Source organism: Thermogemmatispora carboxidivorans (assembly GCF_000702505.1).
Classification (GTDB): domain Bacteria; phylum Chloroflexota; class Ktedonobacteria; order Ktedonobacterales; family Ktedonobacteraceae; genus Thermogemmatispora; species Thermogemmatispora carboxidivorans.
Genome location: NZ_JNIM01000001.1, coordinates 3,711,232 through 3,727,708 on the forward strand (window position 1 = coordinate 3,711,232; position 16,477 = coordinate 3,727,708).

16 protein-coding genes are annotated in these 16,477 nt (G+C 60.5%); 6 read left to right on the top strand and 10 right to left on the bottom strand.

Annotated elements, in window-relative coordinates; genetic code table 11:
* Positions 1 to 79: 79 nt before the first annotated feature.
* From N688_RS14515 to N688_RS14525, 3 genes are all read right to left on the bottom strand, one after another.
* Positions 80 to 1,930: an SHOCT-like domain-containing protein gene (locus tag N688_RS14515; RefSeq protein WP_052889948.1), complete on the bottom strand. Its 1,851-nt coding sequence runs from the start codon at positions 1,928 to 1,930 to the stop codon at positions 80 to 82.
* 176 nt (positions 1,931 to 2,106) lie between these two features.
* Positions 2,107 to 2,490 (bottom strand): SHOCT-like domain-containing protein, encoded by a 384-nt coding sequence (locus tag N688_RS14520; RefSeq protein ID WP_052889949.1) that lies wholly within the window; start codon positions 2,488 to 2,490, stop codon positions 2,107 to 2,109.
* Complete coding sequence (locus tag N688_RS14525) at positions 2,474 to 2,860, bottom strand: DUF2089 domain-containing protein (RefSeq protein ID WP_052889950.1); 387 nt, start codon at positions 2,858 to 2,860, stop codon at positions 2,474 to 2,476. The genes N688_RS14520 and N688_RS14525 overlap by 17 nt, the downstream gene beginning before the upstream one ends.
* A gap of 421 nt (positions 2,861 to 3,281) precedes the next feature.
* On the opposite strand from N688_RS14525, the gene N688_RS14530 reads away from it, so the two are divergent.
* From N688_RS14530 to sufB, 3 genes are all read left to right on the top strand, one after another.
* Entirely contained in the window at positions 3,282 to 4,055 is a 774-nt protein-coding gene (locus N688_RS14530; protein ID WP_081838871.1) for a glycosyltransferase family 39 protein, read from the top strand.
* 5 nt (positions 4,056 to 4,060) lie between these two features.
* A complete protein-coding gene (locus N688_RS14535; RefSeq protein WP_052889952.1) occupies positions 4,061 to 5,038 on the top strand; it encodes a hypothetical protein in 978 nt (325 codons plus the stop codon).
* 175 nt (positions 5,039 to 5,213) lie between these two features.
* On the top strand, positions 5,214 to 6,620 hold the full coding sequence (sufB, locus tag N688_RS14540) for a Fe-S cluster assembly protein SufB (protein WP_052889953.1): 1,407 nt from the start codon (positions 5,214 to 5,216) through the stop codon (positions 6,618 to 6,620).
* Positions 6,621 to 6,815: 195 nt separating this feature from the next.
* Here sufB and N688_RS14545 read toward each other — a convergent pair whose 3' ends face one another.
* From N688_RS14545 to N688_RS14575, 7 genes are all read right to left on the bottom strand, one after another.
* Entirely contained in the window at positions 6,816 to 7,619 is an 804-nt protein-coding gene (locus tag N688_RS14545; protein ID WP_052889954.1) for a TetR/AcrR family transcriptional regulator, read from the bottom strand.
* Positions 7,606 to 9,231: an MFS transporter gene (locus N688_RS14550; protein WP_156025429.1), complete on the bottom strand. Its 1,626-nt coding sequence runs from the start codon at positions 9,229 to 9,231 to the stop codon at positions 7,606 to 7,608. The genes N688_RS14545 and N688_RS14550 overlap by 14 nt, the downstream gene beginning before the upstream one ends.
* 137 nt (positions 9,232 to 9,368) lie before the next feature.
* Positions 9,369 to 9,767 (bottom strand): hypothetical protein, encoded by a 399-nt coding sequence (locus N688_RS14555; RefSeq protein ID WP_052889955.1) that lies wholly within the window; start codon positions 9,765 to 9,767, stop codon positions 9,369 to 9,371.
* A 310-nt stretch (positions 9,768 to 10,077) separates the two neighbouring features.
* Positions 10,078 to 10,614 carry a hypothetical protein gene (locus N688_RS14560; protein ID WP_052889956.1) on the bottom strand — a complete coding sequence of 179 codons (537 nt, stop codon included), beginning with the start codon at positions 10,612 to 10,614 and terminating at the stop codon, positions 10,078 to 10,080.
* Positions 10,607 to 11,089 (bottom strand): stage II sporulation protein M, encoded by a 483-nt coding sequence (locus tag N688_RS23205; protein ID WP_052889957.1) that lies wholly within the window; start codon positions 11,087 to 11,089, stop codon positions 10,607 to 10,609. Before N688_RS23205 ends, N688_RS14560 begins: the two co-directional genes overlap by 8 nt.
* Positions 11,083 to 12,114 (bottom strand): hypothetical protein, encoded by a 1,032-nt coding sequence (locus N688_RS23210; protein WP_052889958.1) that lies wholly within the window; start codon positions 12,112 to 12,114, stop codon positions 11,083 to 11,085. The genes N688_RS23205 and N688_RS23210 overlap by 7 nt, the downstream gene beginning before the upstream one ends.
* A 306-nt stretch (positions 12,115 to 12,420) precedes the next feature.
* A complete protein-coding gene (locus tag N688_RS14575; RefSeq protein WP_052889959.1) occupies positions 12,421 to 12,792 on the bottom strand; it encodes a hypothetical protein in 372 nt (123 codons plus the stop codon).
* A gap of 352 nt (positions 12,793 to 13,144) precedes the next feature.
* Between N688_RS14575 and N688_RS14580 the strand changes: the two genes are divergently transcribed.
* From N688_RS14580 to N688_RS14590, 3 genes are all read left to right on the top strand, one after another.
* Positions 13,145 to 13,792 (top strand): response regulator transcription factor, encoded by a 648-nt coding sequence (locus tag N688_RS14580; RefSeq protein ID WP_052889960.1) that lies wholly within the window; start codon positions 13,145 to 13,147, stop codon positions 13,790 to 13,792.
* A gap of 58 nt (positions 13,793 to 13,850) precedes the next feature.
* Positions 13,851 to 14,117 carry a hypothetical protein gene (locus N688_RS14585; protein ID WP_052889961.1) on the top strand — a complete coding sequence of 89 codons (267 nt, stop codon included), beginning with the start codon at positions 13,851 to 13,853 and terminating at the stop codon, positions 14,115 to 14,117.
* 413 nt (positions 14,118 to 14,530) lie between these two features.
* A complete protein-coding gene (locus N688_RS14590; RefSeq protein ID WP_052889962.1) occupies positions 14,531 to 16,444 on the top strand; it encodes a protein kinase domain-containing protein in 1,914 nt (637 codons plus the stop codon).
* The last annotated feature ends 33 nt before the right edge of the window (positions 16,445 to 16,477 follow it).

A 16,477-nucleotide genomic window follows, 5' to 3' on the forward strand; every position in this document is an offset into this window, starting at 1 on the left:
GGGACTCTTGAGCCGCTGGACAGGGATGCGGCAACGGCCCGCCGGCTTTGCGCGCTGCCGAAGTCGATCCCTACCCAGCTCAGGCGCCCAGGGCCTCCAGCAACATATCGCCCTCTTCAGGAGAGAGTCGGCCCTCAGCGATCATGCGCAAAATCGCTTCGCGCTCGCGCTCGCGCTCAACGGCAGCAGCTGCTGCGAGATCAGGCGAGGTCTCTGCGTCTGACTGGGACTGCTCTGCTGGGGGCTGCTCTGCTGGGGGCTGCTCTGCTGGCTGCGAGCCAGGCTGCTCGGCAGAGGGGGCCGGCTCCGGCGACTCCGTTCTGGAAGCGGGCGTCGCGGACCGCATGGGAGGCATGTCTGTTCCCTCCTTTGATCCGCTCGAAGATGTCGATGAAGCTCGCCAGCGCTCTTCAGTCGATGAGGCCAGACCCAGATTGCGCAGGGCCCGCTCCACGGCCTCCATTGCCCCTGCTACCCCCTCCGCCGCAGCCCGCTGAGCCTGATCGAGCATGCGATAGAGACGTTCCGGGTCCATCTGCCACTCATGTTCCTGGAAGCGCAGGCGCACGCGCGGTCCCCCACCCTGGGGCCTGAACCGGGCAAAGCGGCGCTCCCAGGCCGCAGCCCGCTCCTGCGCACGTCGTGCTTGCTCCTCCAGCATGCGCAGTACCTCCTCAGACCAGCGCGCGCTCGACTCCACTCCAGCCCCTGCCAGCTCGCGGGCCAGGTCTTGAGCCAGACGCGTCATCTCCCGGGCCAGCTCCTGACCCAGAGTGGTCATGGTGCGACCGAAGGCCCTCATCTCCTGCTCAAAGTCCTCCCAAGACCACAACCAGGAGCGCCAAGGTCCCTCATCGGCACGGGGATGATCCCCACCCTGCAGGCGCAGATCGCCGCCAACGCGCAGCTCTACCTGCGCCTCTCCCGAGCCATACACCAGCGAGAGCAGGCGCGTCTCACCCTGTTCCTGGCCGAGGCCAGCACCACTGACGCTACCGCCGACCACGGCCCGCAAGGTGAGATTGGCCTGCGCCGGCAACGAGAGCACCGCATCGCCACTTACATTCAAGCGCGTGAATGAGTCTGGCGGAAAGTCCGCCTGCAACGAAAGATCGCCATCCACAGCTCCCATCTCCAGAGAGGCATGGATCTTCTTCAGGACCGCATCGGCCATCACCTGGCTCACCCTCACCTGGCCCATCACCTCGCGGCAATCGAAGTCACCACTGATACGCCCGATTTCTACCTCCCCGCTGATATCGCGCAGCACCGCGTCGCCCTCGATGCCACCTATATAGACCTGGGCAGCGCCGAGCAGCTCCAGATCACCCCCAATCTGCCCAAGCACCACCTTCGTATCAGCCCCTCCCTGGACCAGGGCATCGCCACCAACACGCCCACAGCGTAATGAGCTGGCAACGGCAGGCAGGCGCAGATCGCCGCCAACGGAGCCGAGCAGGACCGTACTGCCGCCCTCCACAACAAGATCGCCGCTCACCGAGGACATTTCCAGCCGCTCGACATCTTTGGCCTGGCCCTCACCGATCTCGCCGCGCGCGCGCACCAGCGGCACCTCCTGCACGCGCAGATCTCCCGCGACGCGCCCGAGAATCAGCGCCTCGCTCAGACGCTTCACCGCCAGATCAGCACGCGCCTCCTCCAACTCACAGAGGCGAATGCCTTGAATGTCTCCGTCCCCAGCGAGCCAGCTCACGGAGAGAGCTGCATCTGCTGGCAGCCAGAGCGTCAGGTCACCACGACAATCGCTCAGCATCAGGCTTTCCTGGCCTTCACGCCCCAGTTCCGTCTCCAGGGCGCGGTCACTCTCGATCAGCACGCGCTGAAGCTCACCAGGACGCACCACGAGATCGCCACTGATGCGGCCCACCCTGATTCGCGGCTGGGGTCCAACACTCACCGTTTGTCGCATAAGGCAGCCTCCTCGGGGCGCACAAAACCCTCATACCGAGCAGAGCACCAGCCAGCGCGAGGCCGCAGTCTCCGCTCGTTCCTTTCAGATCATCTTCTGTCGAGTAAGCTGGTACCCAGGGCCTGGCTCATCGGCTTGCCAGATACGAGAGCGCCTGGCTACCTGGCGCGCCCACGCTAGCGCTCTTCCAGGAAAATCTCTACGCGCTCATTCTCTTCCAGATCCTGGAAATCGAGCAGGCGGCCTGTGGAAGCCTGAGCAATGGCCCGCAGCAGCTGCTCCAGGGCACTGCCACTGATCTGAGGGGCCAGACGAGTCGCCAGGCGCAGACCCACCTCGATAAGCTCCACCGGGATCGTCACACTCGTCCGCGGACGATTCTGCAGCAGATCAGTCACACGGATATGTACCAGGCGCTGGCGTGGCCTGGCTCGCGAGGAAGGCACGGCCTCCACAGGCGAAGCCAGGGCATCGAGCAGACGAGCAGCCTCAGCGGCGCTGACCTGACCAGCCTCAACCAAACGCAGGATGCGATCGCGCTCCTCAGCGGGAACTGGCATCTGACTGACCTCGCAGCAGGCGCATGGCCTCCTCAACCGTGATCTCGCGCGCGGCCAGGCGATCCAGAATCGTGCGCCGATCAACACTAGAGCGAGGCTCACTCTCGGGCGGCCCCCCAAGAGCAGCTACAATCTCATCCAGGCGGCTGCGCGCCGTGTTGTAGGCAATATCCAGCTCGCCAGCCAGCTTCTGAATATTACCGCGATTCTTGACCAGGCGCTCCACAAAATCGAGCTGCTCGGGAGTAAGACGCCCAATCCACCCAAGGCTAAAACGCCCCTCGATCACTACACCGCTCTCGGGACACTCCAGGCGCGTCACGATCAGCTCTCCGCCGCTCACCGGGTCTCTGGTTATCAGCCTGTGCATGCTTCTCTCTTCTTCACCGGAGCCATGATCTCGCCCCGGGCCTCCTGAATCCAATTTCCCATATGGACCACCTGGACCTGGAACCGGCCACCGGCCCAGTTCGGGAATGGCTGTGCGTTCCTGCTCATGATTTTAGCACAGTCACTCAATTTCGTCAATATACATGGCAAAAATACGCCCCAAAATGGAGATATATACCATTGATGATACCATCTCTAGACTCGCATGTCCCGAGATGAGCCAAAAGATCAACAATTAAGTATTTATACTTAGACAATAATCGTTACCACTTTCTACTTAACCCGTCACAACATTGCGGAGCCGCCTGGCAGAGCCAGGCGAAAGCGACCCTGCCTATTCCTCCGGCATAGCATGCTCTTCGTCCAGCCTGGCGACTAGCTCTCTCATCAGGAGTGTAACTATGGAAGACATCTATTGCTCTCATCCTAAAGCATTCTTAAGGACTTCTACTCCTGAAAGCGTCTCCCTATCGAACTCCTTCTATGAGCGAAGGTCCAGTTCCTTTATAAGGAGCCTCTCGCCTTACTGGCCTCTGCTGAGCGGTGAGGGAATCTGGACTACGTTGCTGGCCCTGGTGGCTCTGGCCCTGGGCTTGTACCATCTTGGCATGCCTAGCCTCTGGTTCGACGAATTCCTCTCGGTCTCGCGGGCCTCGCAATCGTTGCCCACGCTCTGGCGCATCATCACCACCAGCCAGCCCAATATGATGCTCTACTATCTGCTGCTGCACGTCTGGCTCCGACTGACAGCCTTGATGGGTTTCCTGCCAACGGAAGCCATTGTGCGCCTCCCCTCGACCTGTTGCGCTGCCCTGGCTGTCGCGCTCGTCTATCTGTTGGCCCGGCGTTTCTTCAGCCGTTTCCTGGCCTGCTGTGCTGCTCTCCTCTATCTCGTCAGCAACCTCCAACTCTTCTACGCTCAGGATGCCCGCGCCTATGGCCTTCAGCTGCTTTTTCTGACGCTCGGCTGGTACGCGCTGCTCACGGCGCTGCAGCGACCAGAGCGTTGGCGGCGCTGGCTGCCATGCTATGTTCTGGCGATGACCCTGGCGGTCTATGTCCATTTCTTCAGTCTGCTGATTTTGGGCGCTCAGGGGGGGCGCTGCTTGGCCTGCTCGTACTGCCGACGCCCTGGCGCGCGCCAACGCGCCGCCTGCTGCGTCCGCTGGCGCTGAGCCTGATGGCCATTACGCTGTTAGTGACGCCGATGTTGATCTTGAGCCGAGTAGGGGCGCAGACGGAGTGGATTCCCATTCCGGGGCCGCGCGACCTGCTGCACCTCTTCCAGACGTTTGCTGATCATGGACGCGTCTATCTGGCTCTGTTAACGGCTCTGAGCCTGCTGGGCCTGGGCATCGGAGTCGCCAGCCTCTCGGAACGAGGGCAGAGACTGCTGCTGAGGCTGATGCTGCTGCTCCGCCGCTCCAGCTCTGAGGAGAGAATCGCCCGGGCCAGGCAGCAGGTGCAAGACGATCAGCAGCTGGCTGCCTTTGGTTTCGTCTTGCTATGCTGGCTGCTGATCCCCACGCTGCTGAGCTATGCCATCACCCAGGTGTCGATTCACCTCTTTCTCGATCGCTATCTGGTCTCGGTGCTGGCGGCCTTCTTCTTGCTGGCTGTGGTGGGCCTGAGCACGCTCCCCTGGCGACTGCCGCGCACAGCCCTGGCCCTGCTGCTGCTGGCGCTCGCGCTCTATCATATGCCCTACTATTATGCCCACGCCGAGCAGGAGAGCTGGCGCCCTGCCGCTTTTTGGGTAGCCGCCCACTATCAGGAGGGCGACGGACTGGTCTGCTACGATAATGGTCAGGGCTGCGCCCTGGCTTTCGAGTACTATTTCTCGCTGACGCCAACACTGGCCCATTTCGATAGCGATTCGCCCGGCGCCTTTCACTGGGTGGATTACGATCTCTTGCCCTACAACGTCGCTCGCGTTACCCTGGGTACAGAAAAGGCCAGCCAGGCGACTGATCCGTCCGCGCTGGCTGCTTACGCCAGGCACCATGCACGCCTCTTTTATGTCGTCGCACGCTTACCAAACGCGGCAGCGGTCCAGCGCGCCCAGGCCAGCGTCGCCTGGCTCTCCGCCCACTACCGCCTGCTGGCCTCTTTTGCTACCAGCACCGCTCATGTCTACCTCTTTGAGACGACAAGCTAGAACCGGAGAGGCGTGACGACGCGCCAGCTCACGTTAAACTGGCCTTGACAGGCCGTCACAACGGGCCGTATAATTAGAGGAGCAAATCCGAGTGTTAGAGTAAGGATTAATCGAGGTGGCGCTGTTTCCTCATGTGTGAGGCAGGGGTCTCGACGCCACACTGAGGTGATGTGACATGAGCACGCAAGAAATCTTCGGTACAGCCGAGCCGAGCTACACCGCTGGCTTCCATGTACCTGAAAATTACGCCTTCAAGTCGAAGAAGGGGCTGAGCCGCGAGGTCGTTGAGCAGATCTCGGAGATGAAGGGTGAGCCTGAGTGGATGCGCCGCTTCCGTCTCAAGAGCCTCGACCTCTTTCTGAAGCGGCCTCTGCCTACCTGGGGTGCAGACCTCTCGGGGATCAACTTCGACGATATCTACTACTACATTAAGCCCGTCAGGGAACAGGGCCGCTCGTGGGACGAGGTGCCCCCCGAGATTAAGGAGACCTTCGATCGCCTGGGCATCCCAGAGGCAGAGCGCAAGTATCTGGCCGGCGTGACGGCCCAGTATGAGAGCGAGGCGGTCTATCATAAGGTCCGCGAGGATCTGGAAAAGATGGGCGTGATCTTTATGGATATGGATAGCGCCCTACGCCTCTACCCGGATCTGGTGAAGGAGTACTTCGGCACGATCGTTCCGCCTTCCGATAATAAGTTCGCTTCGCTCAATAGCGCCGTCTGGAGCGGTGGTAGCTTTGTCTATGTGCCGGAAAATGTGCGCGTGGAGATTCCTCTCCAGGCCTACTTCCGCATCAATGCCCAGAATATGGGCCAGTTCGAGCGGACGCTGATTATCGCCGAACCCGGCTCCTATGTCCACTACGTGGAGGGCTGTACAGCTCCAACCTATTCGACCGACAGCCTCCATAGCGCCGTGGTGGAGATTATCGTGAAGCGCGGCGCCCGCGTGCGCTATACGACGATCCAGAACTGGTCGAAGAACGTCTATAATCTGGTGACGAAGCGCGCTGCTGCCTACGCCGATGCGACGATGGAGTGGGTCGATGGCAATCTGGGATCGAAGGTGACAATGAAGTACCCCGCCGTCCTGCTGATGGAACCGGGCGCGCGCGGCGATATTCTGTCAGTGGCCTTCGCTGGCGACGGTCAGCACCAGGATGCTGGCGCGAAGGTGACCCACCTGGCTCCCTATACAACTTCGCAGATTCTCTCGAAGTCGGTCTCCAAGGGCACGGGCCGCGCTTCCTATCGCGGACTGGTGCGCGTCAATCCGGAGGCCCACCATACGAAGTGCAGCGTGCGCTGCGACGCCCTGCTGCTGGATGAGCAGGCCCGCACCGATACCTATCCGACGATGCGGATCGAGAACAATGAAACGGAGATCGGCCACGAGGCTACCGTCTCGAAGGTCGGTGAGGATCAGCTCTTCTACCTGATGAGCCGCGGTCTGGACGAGTCGGAGGCCTATTCGTTGATCGTGAACGGCTTCATCGAGCCGATCACGAAGGAGCTGCCGATGGAGTACGCGGTCGAGCTGAATCGCCTCATCCAGCTGGAGATGTCGGGTAGCGTGGGTTGATCCCCTCTGCCCAACCGACGCCCAGCACAGAGCAGAAGCTCTCAATCAAGGGTCATCGCCTGCCTACGGCGATGGCCCTTTTGTGTCGGTCCACTCACTCCCGTCGAGCAGAGGACAAAACTCACCCCTGTGTCGGCGCTCACGAAAAGAAAGAGAGATCGCTCGCCAGCGCCAGGGAGCCGGGAGCCAGGGGACTCAGGAAGTGGTGGCCTGCGGGGCAATGCCTTCAAAGACTGTGTCGATGAGCCGTTCGATGATGTCTTCGTTGAAGGGCTGTGGCTGCGAGGGCGCCAGGGGACCCAGCATGAGGTGATAGAAGAGAGGCCCGGCTACCAGATCGATGATCAACCAGGGGTCCAGATCAGAGCGCACCTCACCGCGCTCCTGAGCCTGCCTGATCAGCTCGATAAACTGCTGTAGACGCGGCGCAAAGAGACGCTCAACAAAGGCACGATAGATCTCAGGGTTGATGTGGACTTCGCCAAGAGCGCGGAAGAGCAGCCGCTGCAGAAAAGGATTCTGTTGGATTGTCCGATAGGCCAGGGTGTAGATGGCGATGAAGTCGCGCCGCAGGTGACCGGTGTTGATGACCGGGATGTCGGTGTAGATGCGATGGGCGGCTTCTATGACCAGCTCTTCCTTTGAGGACCAGCGACGGTAGATGGTGGCTTTGCTGACACCAGCCCGGGCCGCAACGCTCTCGATGGTCATGCCCTGATAGCCCCCTTCGGCTAGCTCTTCCAGGGTGGCCTGGAGGATGGCCATGTGAGCCTGGGCGCTCCGTGGACGCCCAGGCCGTCGCTGGGCTGATTCTAGCTCAGAGTCAGGAATAATGAGGTTGGCCATGTGAGCCTGGGCGCTCCGTGGACGCCCAGGCCGCCGTTGGGCTGATTCTAGCTCAGAGTCAGGAATAATGAGGTTGGCCATGTGAGCCTGGGCGCTCCGTGGACGCCCAGGCCGCCGTTGGGCTGATTCTGGCTCAGAGTCAGGAATGATCATGAGTTGGCTCTTCCTCCCTTGCCTCCATTGTAGTAGGTGACCCTGCAGGCGTCAAGTCCACTGACGGGGCTGGCTCGCTCGCTGCCCACGGCGGCAGGAAGAGCAGCGCCCCTAGACTTCCAACAATCAGGATGGCAGTGGCAACCAGGGCGCTGTGGTTGAGCGCCTCGATGAAGGCTCGACGGGCAGTCTCTATCAGAACTCCTCTGGCAGGCAGGGGAACCTGCTCAGCCGCAAGCAGGGCCTTGCCGATGGAGTCACGCACGGCATCGGCCAGGGCCAGTGGCAAGCGATTGATCTGGTCCTGCCCATCGAGCGCCCCTCGATAGAAGCTGGAGAGTACACTACCGAGGACGGCGATACCAAGCGCTCCCCCGACTTGACGGGTCGTGTCGTTGACGGCAGAGCCAACGCCAGCCCGCGCGACCGGCAGGGCATCCATAATGGCGGTGGCTGCCGGAGCCGCGGCTAACCCCAGTCCCAGACCAGTGACAAGCAGCACCAGAGCTACCAGTCCATAGCCACTGCTCCAGTTCACCACGGTCAGCAGGGCCGCACCACCCGCCGTGATAAACAGCCCTCCACTCACAGGGAGCTTGATGCCAATGCGCTCGCTGAGACGTGGAGCGACGACGGACCCGATGACCAGGGTCGGTACCAGAGGCATCAGGGCCACCCCAGCTTGTAAGGGGGTCTGACCAAGCACAAACTGGAGGTACTGCGTCAAGAGCAGAAGGGTCCCGAAGGCGATAAAAGAGAAGAGGGTCAGGGTCAGACTGGACACAGAGAAACGCGGGTTGCGGAAAAGACGCACGTCCAGCATCGGCTTGGACGTATGGATCTCCCAAACGGCAAAGGCAAGCAGCAGTAGCAGAGCGAGCGCCAGCGCACCCAGGATCTGCCAATCTCCCCAGCCACGCGTGGGAGCTTCAATCAGACCCCAGACCAGGGCTCCCAGGCCGCCAATGGAGAGTAGAACGCCCAAGAGGTCGAGATGGGCTTGCTCGGGATCGCGCGATTCGGGGATGATCAGCAGCGCGCCTACCAGGGCTACAAGAATGACCGGTAGGTTGATGAGAAAGATGCTGCCCCAGGCGAAGTGATCGAGCAACCAGCCACCGATAACAGGCCCAATGATGAGGCCCAGCCCGGTAAGACCAGACCAGGCGCCGATGGCTCGCCCGCGCTCAGGTCCGCTGAAGACAGCGGCAATGATCGAGAGAGTGGAGGGCATGATGAGCGCGGCCCCCAGTCCCATGACGGCGCGTGCAGCAATCAGGAGATTGGCAGAACCGGACAGCGCCGCCCAGAGCGAGCCAGCGACAAAGAGCAGCTGTCCCACCATGAGGATAAGCCGCCGCCCATAACGGTCGCTCAGGCTACCTGCGGTGAGGAGCAGTCCGGCAAAGACCAGGGTGTAGGCGTCGACGAACCACTGGAGCTGGCTCTCCCCCGCTCCCAGAGCCCGCGCCAGCGTCGGCAGAGCCACGTTTAAGATGGTGTTGTCCATGTCAATGGCCAGGAGACTGAGACAGACAACGGCGAAGATCCACCAGCGCCGCTCGTTGACCTCCTTCTTCTGGCTCAGCTGCAGACCGCTTACGTCGTGCATGCTCTGATCCTCGCTTTCAATTACGATACGAAACGGTATCGTTTCTATATCCAATTTAACACAGAATACGGAGAACTGCAATAGCCTCGTATTCCTTCCTGGCGAGGAATTCGAGCTGAGTGGCTACTCTCACGCGCTCAGCGCCAATCGAGTACCGCCCCTTGCTGCACGTACTTCAGAAAGCCTTTGCGGCCCATGCTGTTCCTGAACGTCAGGCCGGGCAGCAGCGCATGTGAGACAAAGGCGCGCGGCCTGCCAGTAGCATCCACCTCGTAGAGACCATTGTAGTGCTGCCAGCGCGGCAGGAAGCTGATTCCGAGAAGTGAGTGCAAGACGAACAAGATAGAGGCCAGTATCTCCAGATGCCAGACAAAGAAGAGAAGAGCGAGGACAGTGACTACCAGCGCTCCAGCCAGGGGAGCAACCAGCATCTGTCTAGGAAGCGCCCAGGCCAGTGGTGGGGCATCCTCCCGCCACCAATAGCGGCAGACCACGAGCTGACGATCACTCAGCGGTTCTTGAGCCGAGCGTTCCATCCCCTTATCTCCTTTCCAATGCGGATCAGCCGGAGCGCCTGGGCGGTGCCTTCCGGGCATCGCTGGCGCTCCTGTTCGGCTTCCATTCACTATAAACGCAGGTGAAGTCGGTTACTCCAACAGAGGCGTCGGGAAGGGATGGCATCGGGAGAAGAGGGCAGGACGATGCAGGCGAGATGAGCGCAAGACAACGATGTGACCCTTTCCTTTCAAGGGTAGCCCCTCTTCATTCAACTCAGGCAGCTGCGGAGCTGCTTTTGCCGTCAGAGGTCCCCTATGGCAACAGTCCCGCGAGATCGTCCGTCAGCGGTTAGAGAAGTCTGACCAGGAGACCAAGCAGGAGCTGGAGGCCAAAGCCCAGGCACAGGACCTGCAAGAGTGTTGAGCGCGCTTCCTGCCGGCGGTAGAGGGCCGTCGCGACCGTGGCAATGATGAGCATCACTGGAAAGGAGGTGTTGAAGATGGAGAGTAAGGCCAGACCGTGCCGACCGCTGCCAATGGCTAGACAGAGAATGCCAAGCTCGCCTACCATAGCGCGGATATATCCCCGCAGTATTGTCGCGCTCACAGTTGGAAAGCGAAGAAGCCAGGGCTGTTGGCGCCGCCTGTACCAGATTTTTTCCAGGAGCTTGTAGGCCACCAGAAAGAGCAGCAATTGCCCCAGCAAGTTGAGCACGAGCAGGCCAGCCACCAGCACAACCCCTATTGACCAGGAGAGAGAGGTCTCGGCCTGGAGCAGGACCCCAGCCCCGCCCAGGGTCCCAAGACACAAGAGAGTATCGGGTCCAATCTGCCCTATCACCTTCACCAGCGGCTGCAGCTGTGCTCTTCCTCTCTCTTCAGACATGTAGCATTCCTCCTTCAATGATGGCTGCCGCCATGAGCAAGAAGAGGCAAACAAATAATAAGAGATAAACCGTTTTTCGATGAATGGGCCAGCCACGCAGCAGCGACCAGAAAAGATCAAGCCCTACCTGAGTTGCAATGATCAGCGCGCTAAATTCAAACCAGGGAAAAATAGCAGCCAGAGGTGAGTCGTGCCAGTAGAGATGCAGTACTCTGCCGTAGACAAAGAGATTCTCGAAGATGACGCAGCCGCCCACAAAGCCCCCTGTCAGGGCGCTCCCCAGAGCGATGCAGAGGATCAGGAGCAGATTGCTGCCCAAGATAAACCAGAGGGAGAACTGCCCGCTAGGGGCGCTGGCGGTCGGCCAGTCTTCGATAGGCCACTGGACTCCGAGGATCAGCGCGCTGAGGGCGATCGCTGCTAGCAAGGCATACTCTAACAGATAGCGCCTGGGGAAGGCTGCTCTCGTCACCATGATGCCGCGCCCTCCAGCGAATAACAGCGCTGGAGATAGAGACGGGCAGCCTCCAGGGCTCCCGGCCCCAGATGAGCGACGGCCCACTGGTCGGCCTCTTTTTCCCAGCGCCGCAGACAGAGCAGCTTGCCCAGCAACGGCGCCATGACCAGCATGCTCCAGAGGAGCAGACAGAGCGCGGCAACCGGGCCGCTCAGTTCGTCGAGGAACTGCGGGAGGCACACAGCAGCCAGAAGGCCCACCAGCACCGCCCCTAGCTGGCAGTCCCATAGACTACGCAACCGAGTCGTGTGACCACGAGCAATATGACCCTGCTCATGGAGCAGCAGCACCTGCAGCACCTGGACCGGTACTTGCAGCCAGGCGTCCAGGTAGATCTCTTGTTGCCCCGACCAGGTTCGACGTGAGAAAGCAGGGGCATCTTTTTGGGGCAGATAAGAGGTGAAGAGCTTGACCGCCGGCTCCGGCAGTAAGGCCACGCCTTCGGGCAGCTCCTTTAATTCTTCACGTAGATAGCGCTGAAAGGCTATCCTGCGGAGCAGTATCCATATGAGGGCGGGAGCTGTGCACACCGCTATCAGGAGTTTGAAATCTGTGAGAACGAGACCACAGGCGGGCAGCAGCGCCAGCAGGACCACGCCGATGGCCTGGGCGGATTCTCTCCATGTTAGTGGCTGCTCCGGGGAAAAACGCAGGGCGTAGCCCCTGGCTTCGGCTACCAGCGAGAGGCGCCAACGGAGAGTCATGGCCTCTCCCGTCAGGGCCGGCATATCCAACCGCAGGAGCCAGGCCACCCAGCATGGCAACGGACGCGACCAATGCGGCCCCGGCTCCCTCCCTGGCCAGGGCTTCTCCTTTCCAGCAGGTAGCCGTCCGCCTCTCTCCCAAAGTACAATAAGACAGAGGGCCAGCACCGGCAGCGGGCGCAGGTAGACAGGCACCCATATCAGCGGGTAGATTACTGCCGACGCCGCATGGAAAGCTGCCAGGAGATCGATGCCCTGCAGTTTTCTCAGGTTTGTCACGAGTGGGCTCCTCCGCCAGTGATTGCGATGCGGAAGGAAAGGGCCTTCCGGCTTTCCTTTGTGATACGATCCCAGGCTGGAATAGCCATTCACTGAATCTCTCTGAAGGCCGCTTTCTCCTCAGAGAGAATGACCTCGATGCGCTTACTGCAAACGGCAATGGCTTGCAATCTCAGCTCAGCCTTATTTGAAATAGTTACAACATTTCCCTGACTGGGATTTTCCCGCCAAAGGAGAACGATGCAGGAGCCGGTCGCATCGCTCTCCTCGCCACTGTGGGAAAGAGATCAATCGCCAGCGTGCCGCTTAGCCGAGAAAAGCGACGCCCGCGATCGCTATGATGATGCCTCCCCAGCCAGTGGCGCTCATGGTTGCCAGAATAGTGCCTATCGCACCAATCCCATCATAAGCAACCCAGGTAATAATCCAGCGGACCCCTTCAATGATCCAGGGCAGCCCCCGGATATAGCCCGGTAGAGCGCTGAGCAGCATCCCAATCGCCTGGGCAATCCCAAGGCGATGGGTTGCTACCATGTAAAGCAACCAGTGTAGGTGACCACCTGCACCCTGCAGGGGCAGCAGGCTCACGAGTGCCGCCCCCCCACACAGAGCAGCAACGAGCAGGAGCCAGTTCCACTCTTCTTTGACGGCACGCGGCACAGCTCTAATGGAATTCACTCTGAACCTCCTTGGGCTGTCCTTTGACTGCTTAAGATATTGGCACCGAGGTGCCCGATTCAAGGGTAATCTCTTGAGTTGCTTTCTTCAATCGTTCTTTGAATGATTTTATCACAATCATCCTCCAATAATCGCATATCCCCAAAGCAAGGTCTTACTATTAGTACACCACAAAATAAAACAAATCAAAGTATCATCTATTCTTTCTCTGAACTCCTATCCTTAAGGATAGATACCATATTCCCTGGCTATTCTACACGTCATTTCCCCCTTCGGAGGATTGACAAGCCACTAGCATCACTCATAAAATAGAGGATGGAGAAACAAATGCAGTATATTTTTCAGGATCAAGATGAGAGTTATCATTATAGATCCTAATATTTCGAACTGCCAAAAGATTACCAGCATCTTAGGAGAAGAGCATCATATCGCGATCTCTAGCGCCAACGACTCTCTCTCTCTTCTTCAAGAGCAGAGCCTGCAGAGGCCGCCCCCTGATCTCTGGATTATCAATCAGGAGATCCTGCCAAAGCTGGCAGCGCCACCCCGAGGTCAGTACATCGTGCTGGCCAGCGACGTTCGTTTTGACCAGCTCCACTGGGCCTACGAACAAGGCGCTCTCGGCTATCTGCTTGCTAGCGCCCCTGCTCCTCTTTGGCGCAGTGCCATCCAGCTCCCCCCTGGCCATTTTCTCATCGACCCCTCAGTTGTTCCTCTGCTCTTCAGCGACGTCTTCTCCTCGCCCAGACTCCACGCGGGACTCAGTCAGCTCACAGCTCGCGAGCGCGAGATCCTTTCTCTGCTCGCGGCGGGTGGCTCCAATAAGGAGATCGCGGCGCAGCTCGGCATCTCCCAGACGACTGTTAAAACGCATATCGCCCATATCTATCGCAAGCTTGATATTCGAGGAAGAGCTTCCAAATGTTCACGTTATCCTCTTGAAAAGGTCACAGCAGTCGACAATAGCAGCGATGAATGCGGCGGCTTGCTGGCAATTTAGTCAAGGACCGCTCGCTGTGTAGTCAATCCCTAAGTACGAGACAAAGGAGGCAATCGCTATGATTCTCTGGGTCGGTATCGTGCTGATCGCCATTGGGCTGCTGATCGGGTTGATTCTGGTCAGCATCGGGCGGCGATCCATTCCCATGCGCTCCCCCGAGGAGCAGGCCCGCTTGCGCGAGCAACTGATCGCCTCCGGTCTCTCGCCTCGTGTGGCCGAATATATCGCTCAGGGGAAACGCCTCGAAGCCATCAAAGCCTATCGGGATGAGACGGGCCAGAGCCTCAAGGAGGCTGTCCGCTCTATTGACCCGCTGCTCCAGTAAGAGGGTGAGCCAGCGCTTGCCAGGAGGCCAGACGAGGGACTGACCGGCCTTCGAGAGAGGGTGGCAGCCAGGGAGGTCGCCAGGTCAGGGTCAGTGCCAGAACGTCATAGTTGTGCCCTTCGCCAACTGTCCTGACGGATCAGAGCCGCCAACCCGTCAGGTGGGCATGCCCAGGCAGACCTTGCCATATGGCAGAGAGGCCAGGGCCAGGCCAGCGATCAGTGACGAGCGAGACCAGACCAGCACCTGCTTCTTCTCCAGAATAGGCCACGTAACTTGCGGAGGACGTCGACGTAGATATATAGTGAAGAGCAAACAGCCCAGCGCAGCCCAGACAGCGTGCCCTACCAGGCGCGCTGAGCGGGCCTATGCGTTTTAGCGGTTCAGCCAGTCTGGTCCGGGCGAAAGGAAGTATGGTGGCTCGTTGTCTCAATCCGCGCGGAGGACACGACAATCCTGATACTGCCGTTTCGTGCCGTCGCTGCGAGTTCCTCATGGAGGGAGCGCGCGTCGGCAACTACCAGATTACGGCCTTCATTGGCTCGGGCAGCTACGGCCACGTCTACCAGGTGCGCGAATCGGAGCCGCTCAGCCGGACGCTGGCGCTCAAAGTCCTGCGCTTTGACCAGCTCAACGACAAGGCCCTTGGCAGCTTCTTTGATGAAGCGCGGCGCATCGCGACCTTGCAACACCCCAACATTCTCCCCGTCTACAGCTTTGGCCAGCTGGAAGACGAGCGCCCCTATCTGGTCATGGAATATGCGCCCCAGACCATCTACGATCTCTTCCGCAAGGCCGACGGCAGCCGGCGCCCGGCCTTTGCCGAGGAACTCCTCCCCTATGTCGAGCAGGCCGCCCAGGCCCTCTATTACGTGCACCAGAACGGCCTGATTCACCAGGATGTCAAGCCAGGGAACCTGCTCATCGGACGCAACGGGCAGCTCCTGCTCTCGGATTTCGGCACCACTTTCTACCTGGGCATGCAGACCCACGCCTCGCTCGGCGAGGTGACGGGCACCGCCGCCTACATGGCCCCCGAGCAGTGGCAGGGCAATCCGCGCCGCGAGAGCGACCAGTACGCCCTGGCCATCTGTTGCTACGAACTGCTCACGGGGCGCCTGCCTTTCACCTTCAACCGCCTGGAAGAGATGTGGCGTGCCCACCTGCACGAGCCGCCGCCCCCGCCACAGCAGTGGAATCCGCGTCTGCCCGCTGAGGTCGCCGCCGTTCTCCTGCGAGCCTTGTCCAAGGATTATCATCAACGCTACCACGATATCCAGCAATTCGCCAGCGCCTACGCCGAGGCAGTCGCGACCGCCTTGCAACGCTATGTCTGCGAGCGCTGCGGCTTCCAGAATCGCAGCGGCGCCCAGCGCTGTAGCAACTGCGGCGCCGATTACGACGACCGCACCTGTCCCTATTGCCAGGCCCCGGTACGCTTCGGCCAGCGTTGCTGCTCGGCCTGTGGGCGTCTGACCATCCCGCCGACACTTGTCCGCCACAGCCCTTTACTTGGCATCAGCATCCGCCAGGGACGCTACGACATCAAGCGCGTCCTCAAAAGCCGCGAGGAGACGCGCGTCACGACGATGGTCGCCAGCGATCACCAGGCCAACGGCGCAGAGGTAGTGCTCAAGCGCTGGGAATGCACCGACTTCCCTCTGGCGCGGCGCGCCCAGGAGCTGGCCTACTACGACCACGCCAGCGAGGCCCTGGCTCGTCTGCGCCATCCGCTGGTCCCCCAGGTACGCGAGCGCTTCGCCGAGGGCCGCCACTACTACGTGGTCCTGACCTACATCGACGGCGAGAGCCTGGAGGAACGCCTGCAAAAGCTGCTGCGCCCTTTGCCCGAGCGCGAGGTGGTGGTCTGGTTCTACAGCGTGCTCAATATTCTGGCCGCCCTGGAGCAACAGCAGCCGCCTCTCTATCACTTCGATATCTCGCCCGCGAACATCTTGATCGAGCGCCAGCGCGGGCGGGCCATGCTCACCGGCTTCCAGATTCCACCTCCACCGCTCGACAGCCCGCCCGGTAGCCGCAGCCAGCACCGCACGACGCGCAAGCTGGCGCTCTCTCCCTACCTGCCGATCAAGGATCGGCGCTACGACCAGCGGACCTGTATCTATATGCTGGCGGCGAGCATCCACCATGTCCTGACGAACCAGGCGCCGCCACACTACCCGGTCTACCCACCGGTGCGCCAGCTCAATCCCGCCGTTTCGCCGGCGCTAGAGGCGCTTCTGACACGGGCCTTGCAGGAGGAGCCTGCCGCCCGCTATCAGACCTATCAAGAGATGCAGCGCGCGCTGAAGCCGCTCCTGCCCTAGCGAGAGCCAGCACAGGAGCGGCTCCCAGCTCAC

What these genes read in the sequence shown, in the direction of transcription:
- N688_RS14515 (WP_052889948.1), bottom strand. Translation starts at nt 1,930, where the DNA reads ATGCGACAAACGGTGAGTGTTGGACCCCAGCCGCGAATCAGGGTGGGC.
- N688_RS14520 (WP_052889949.1), bottom strand. Translation starts at nt 2,490, where the DNA reads ATGCCAGTTCCCGCTGAGGAGCGCGATCGCATCCTGCGTTTGGTTGAG.
- N688_RS14525 (WP_052889950.1), bottom strand. Translation starts at nt 2,860, where the DNA reads ATGCACAGGCTGATAACCAGAGACCCGGTGAGCGGCGGAGAGCTGATC.
- N688_RS14530 (WP_081838871.1), top strand. Translation starts at nt 3,282, where the DNA reads ATGGAAGACATCTATTGCTCTCATCCTAAAGCATTCTTAAGGACTTCT.
- N688_RS14535 (WP_052889952.1), top strand. Translation starts at nt 4,061, where the DNA reads ATGGCCATTACGCTGTTAGTGACGCCGATGTTGATCTTGAGCCGAGTA.
- sufB (WP_052889953.1), top strand. Translation starts at nt 5,214, where the DNA reads ATGAGCACGCAAGAAATCTTCGGTACAGCCGAGCCGAGCTACACCGCT.
- N688_RS14545 (WP_052889954.1), bottom strand. Translation starts at nt 7,619, where the DNA reads ATGATCATTCCTGACTCTGAGCCAGAATCAGCCCAACGGCGGCCTGGG.
- N688_RS14550 (WP_156025429.1), bottom strand. Translation starts at nt 9,231, where the DNA reads ATGCACGACGTAAGCGGTCTGCAGCTGAGCCAGAAGAAGGAGGTCAAC.
- N688_RS14555 (WP_052889955.1), bottom strand. Translation starts at nt 9,767, where the DNA reads ATGGAACGCTCGGCTCAAGAACCGCTGAGTGATCGTCAGCTCGTGGTC.
- N688_RS14560 (WP_052889956.1), bottom strand. Translation starts at nt 10,614, where the DNA reads ATGTCTGAAGAGAGAGGAAGAGCACAGCTGCAGCCGCTGGTGAAGGTG.
- N688_RS23205 (WP_052889957.1), bottom strand. Translation starts at nt 11,089, where the DNA reads ATGGTGACGAGAGCAGCCTTCCCCAGGCGCTATCTGTTAGAGTATGCC.
- N688_RS14580 (WP_052889960.1), top strand. Translation starts at nt 13,145, where the DNA reads ATGAGAGTTATCATTATAGATCCTAATATTTCGAACTGCCAAAAGATT.
- N688_RS14585 (WP_052889961.1), top strand. Translation starts at nt 13,851, where the DNA reads ATGATTCTCTGGGTCGGTATCGTGCTGATCGCCATTGGGCTGCTGATC.
- N688_RS14590 (WP_052889962.1), top strand. Translation starts at nt 14,531, where the DNA reads ATGGTGGCTCGTTGTCTCAATCCGCGCGGAGGACACGACAATCCTGAT.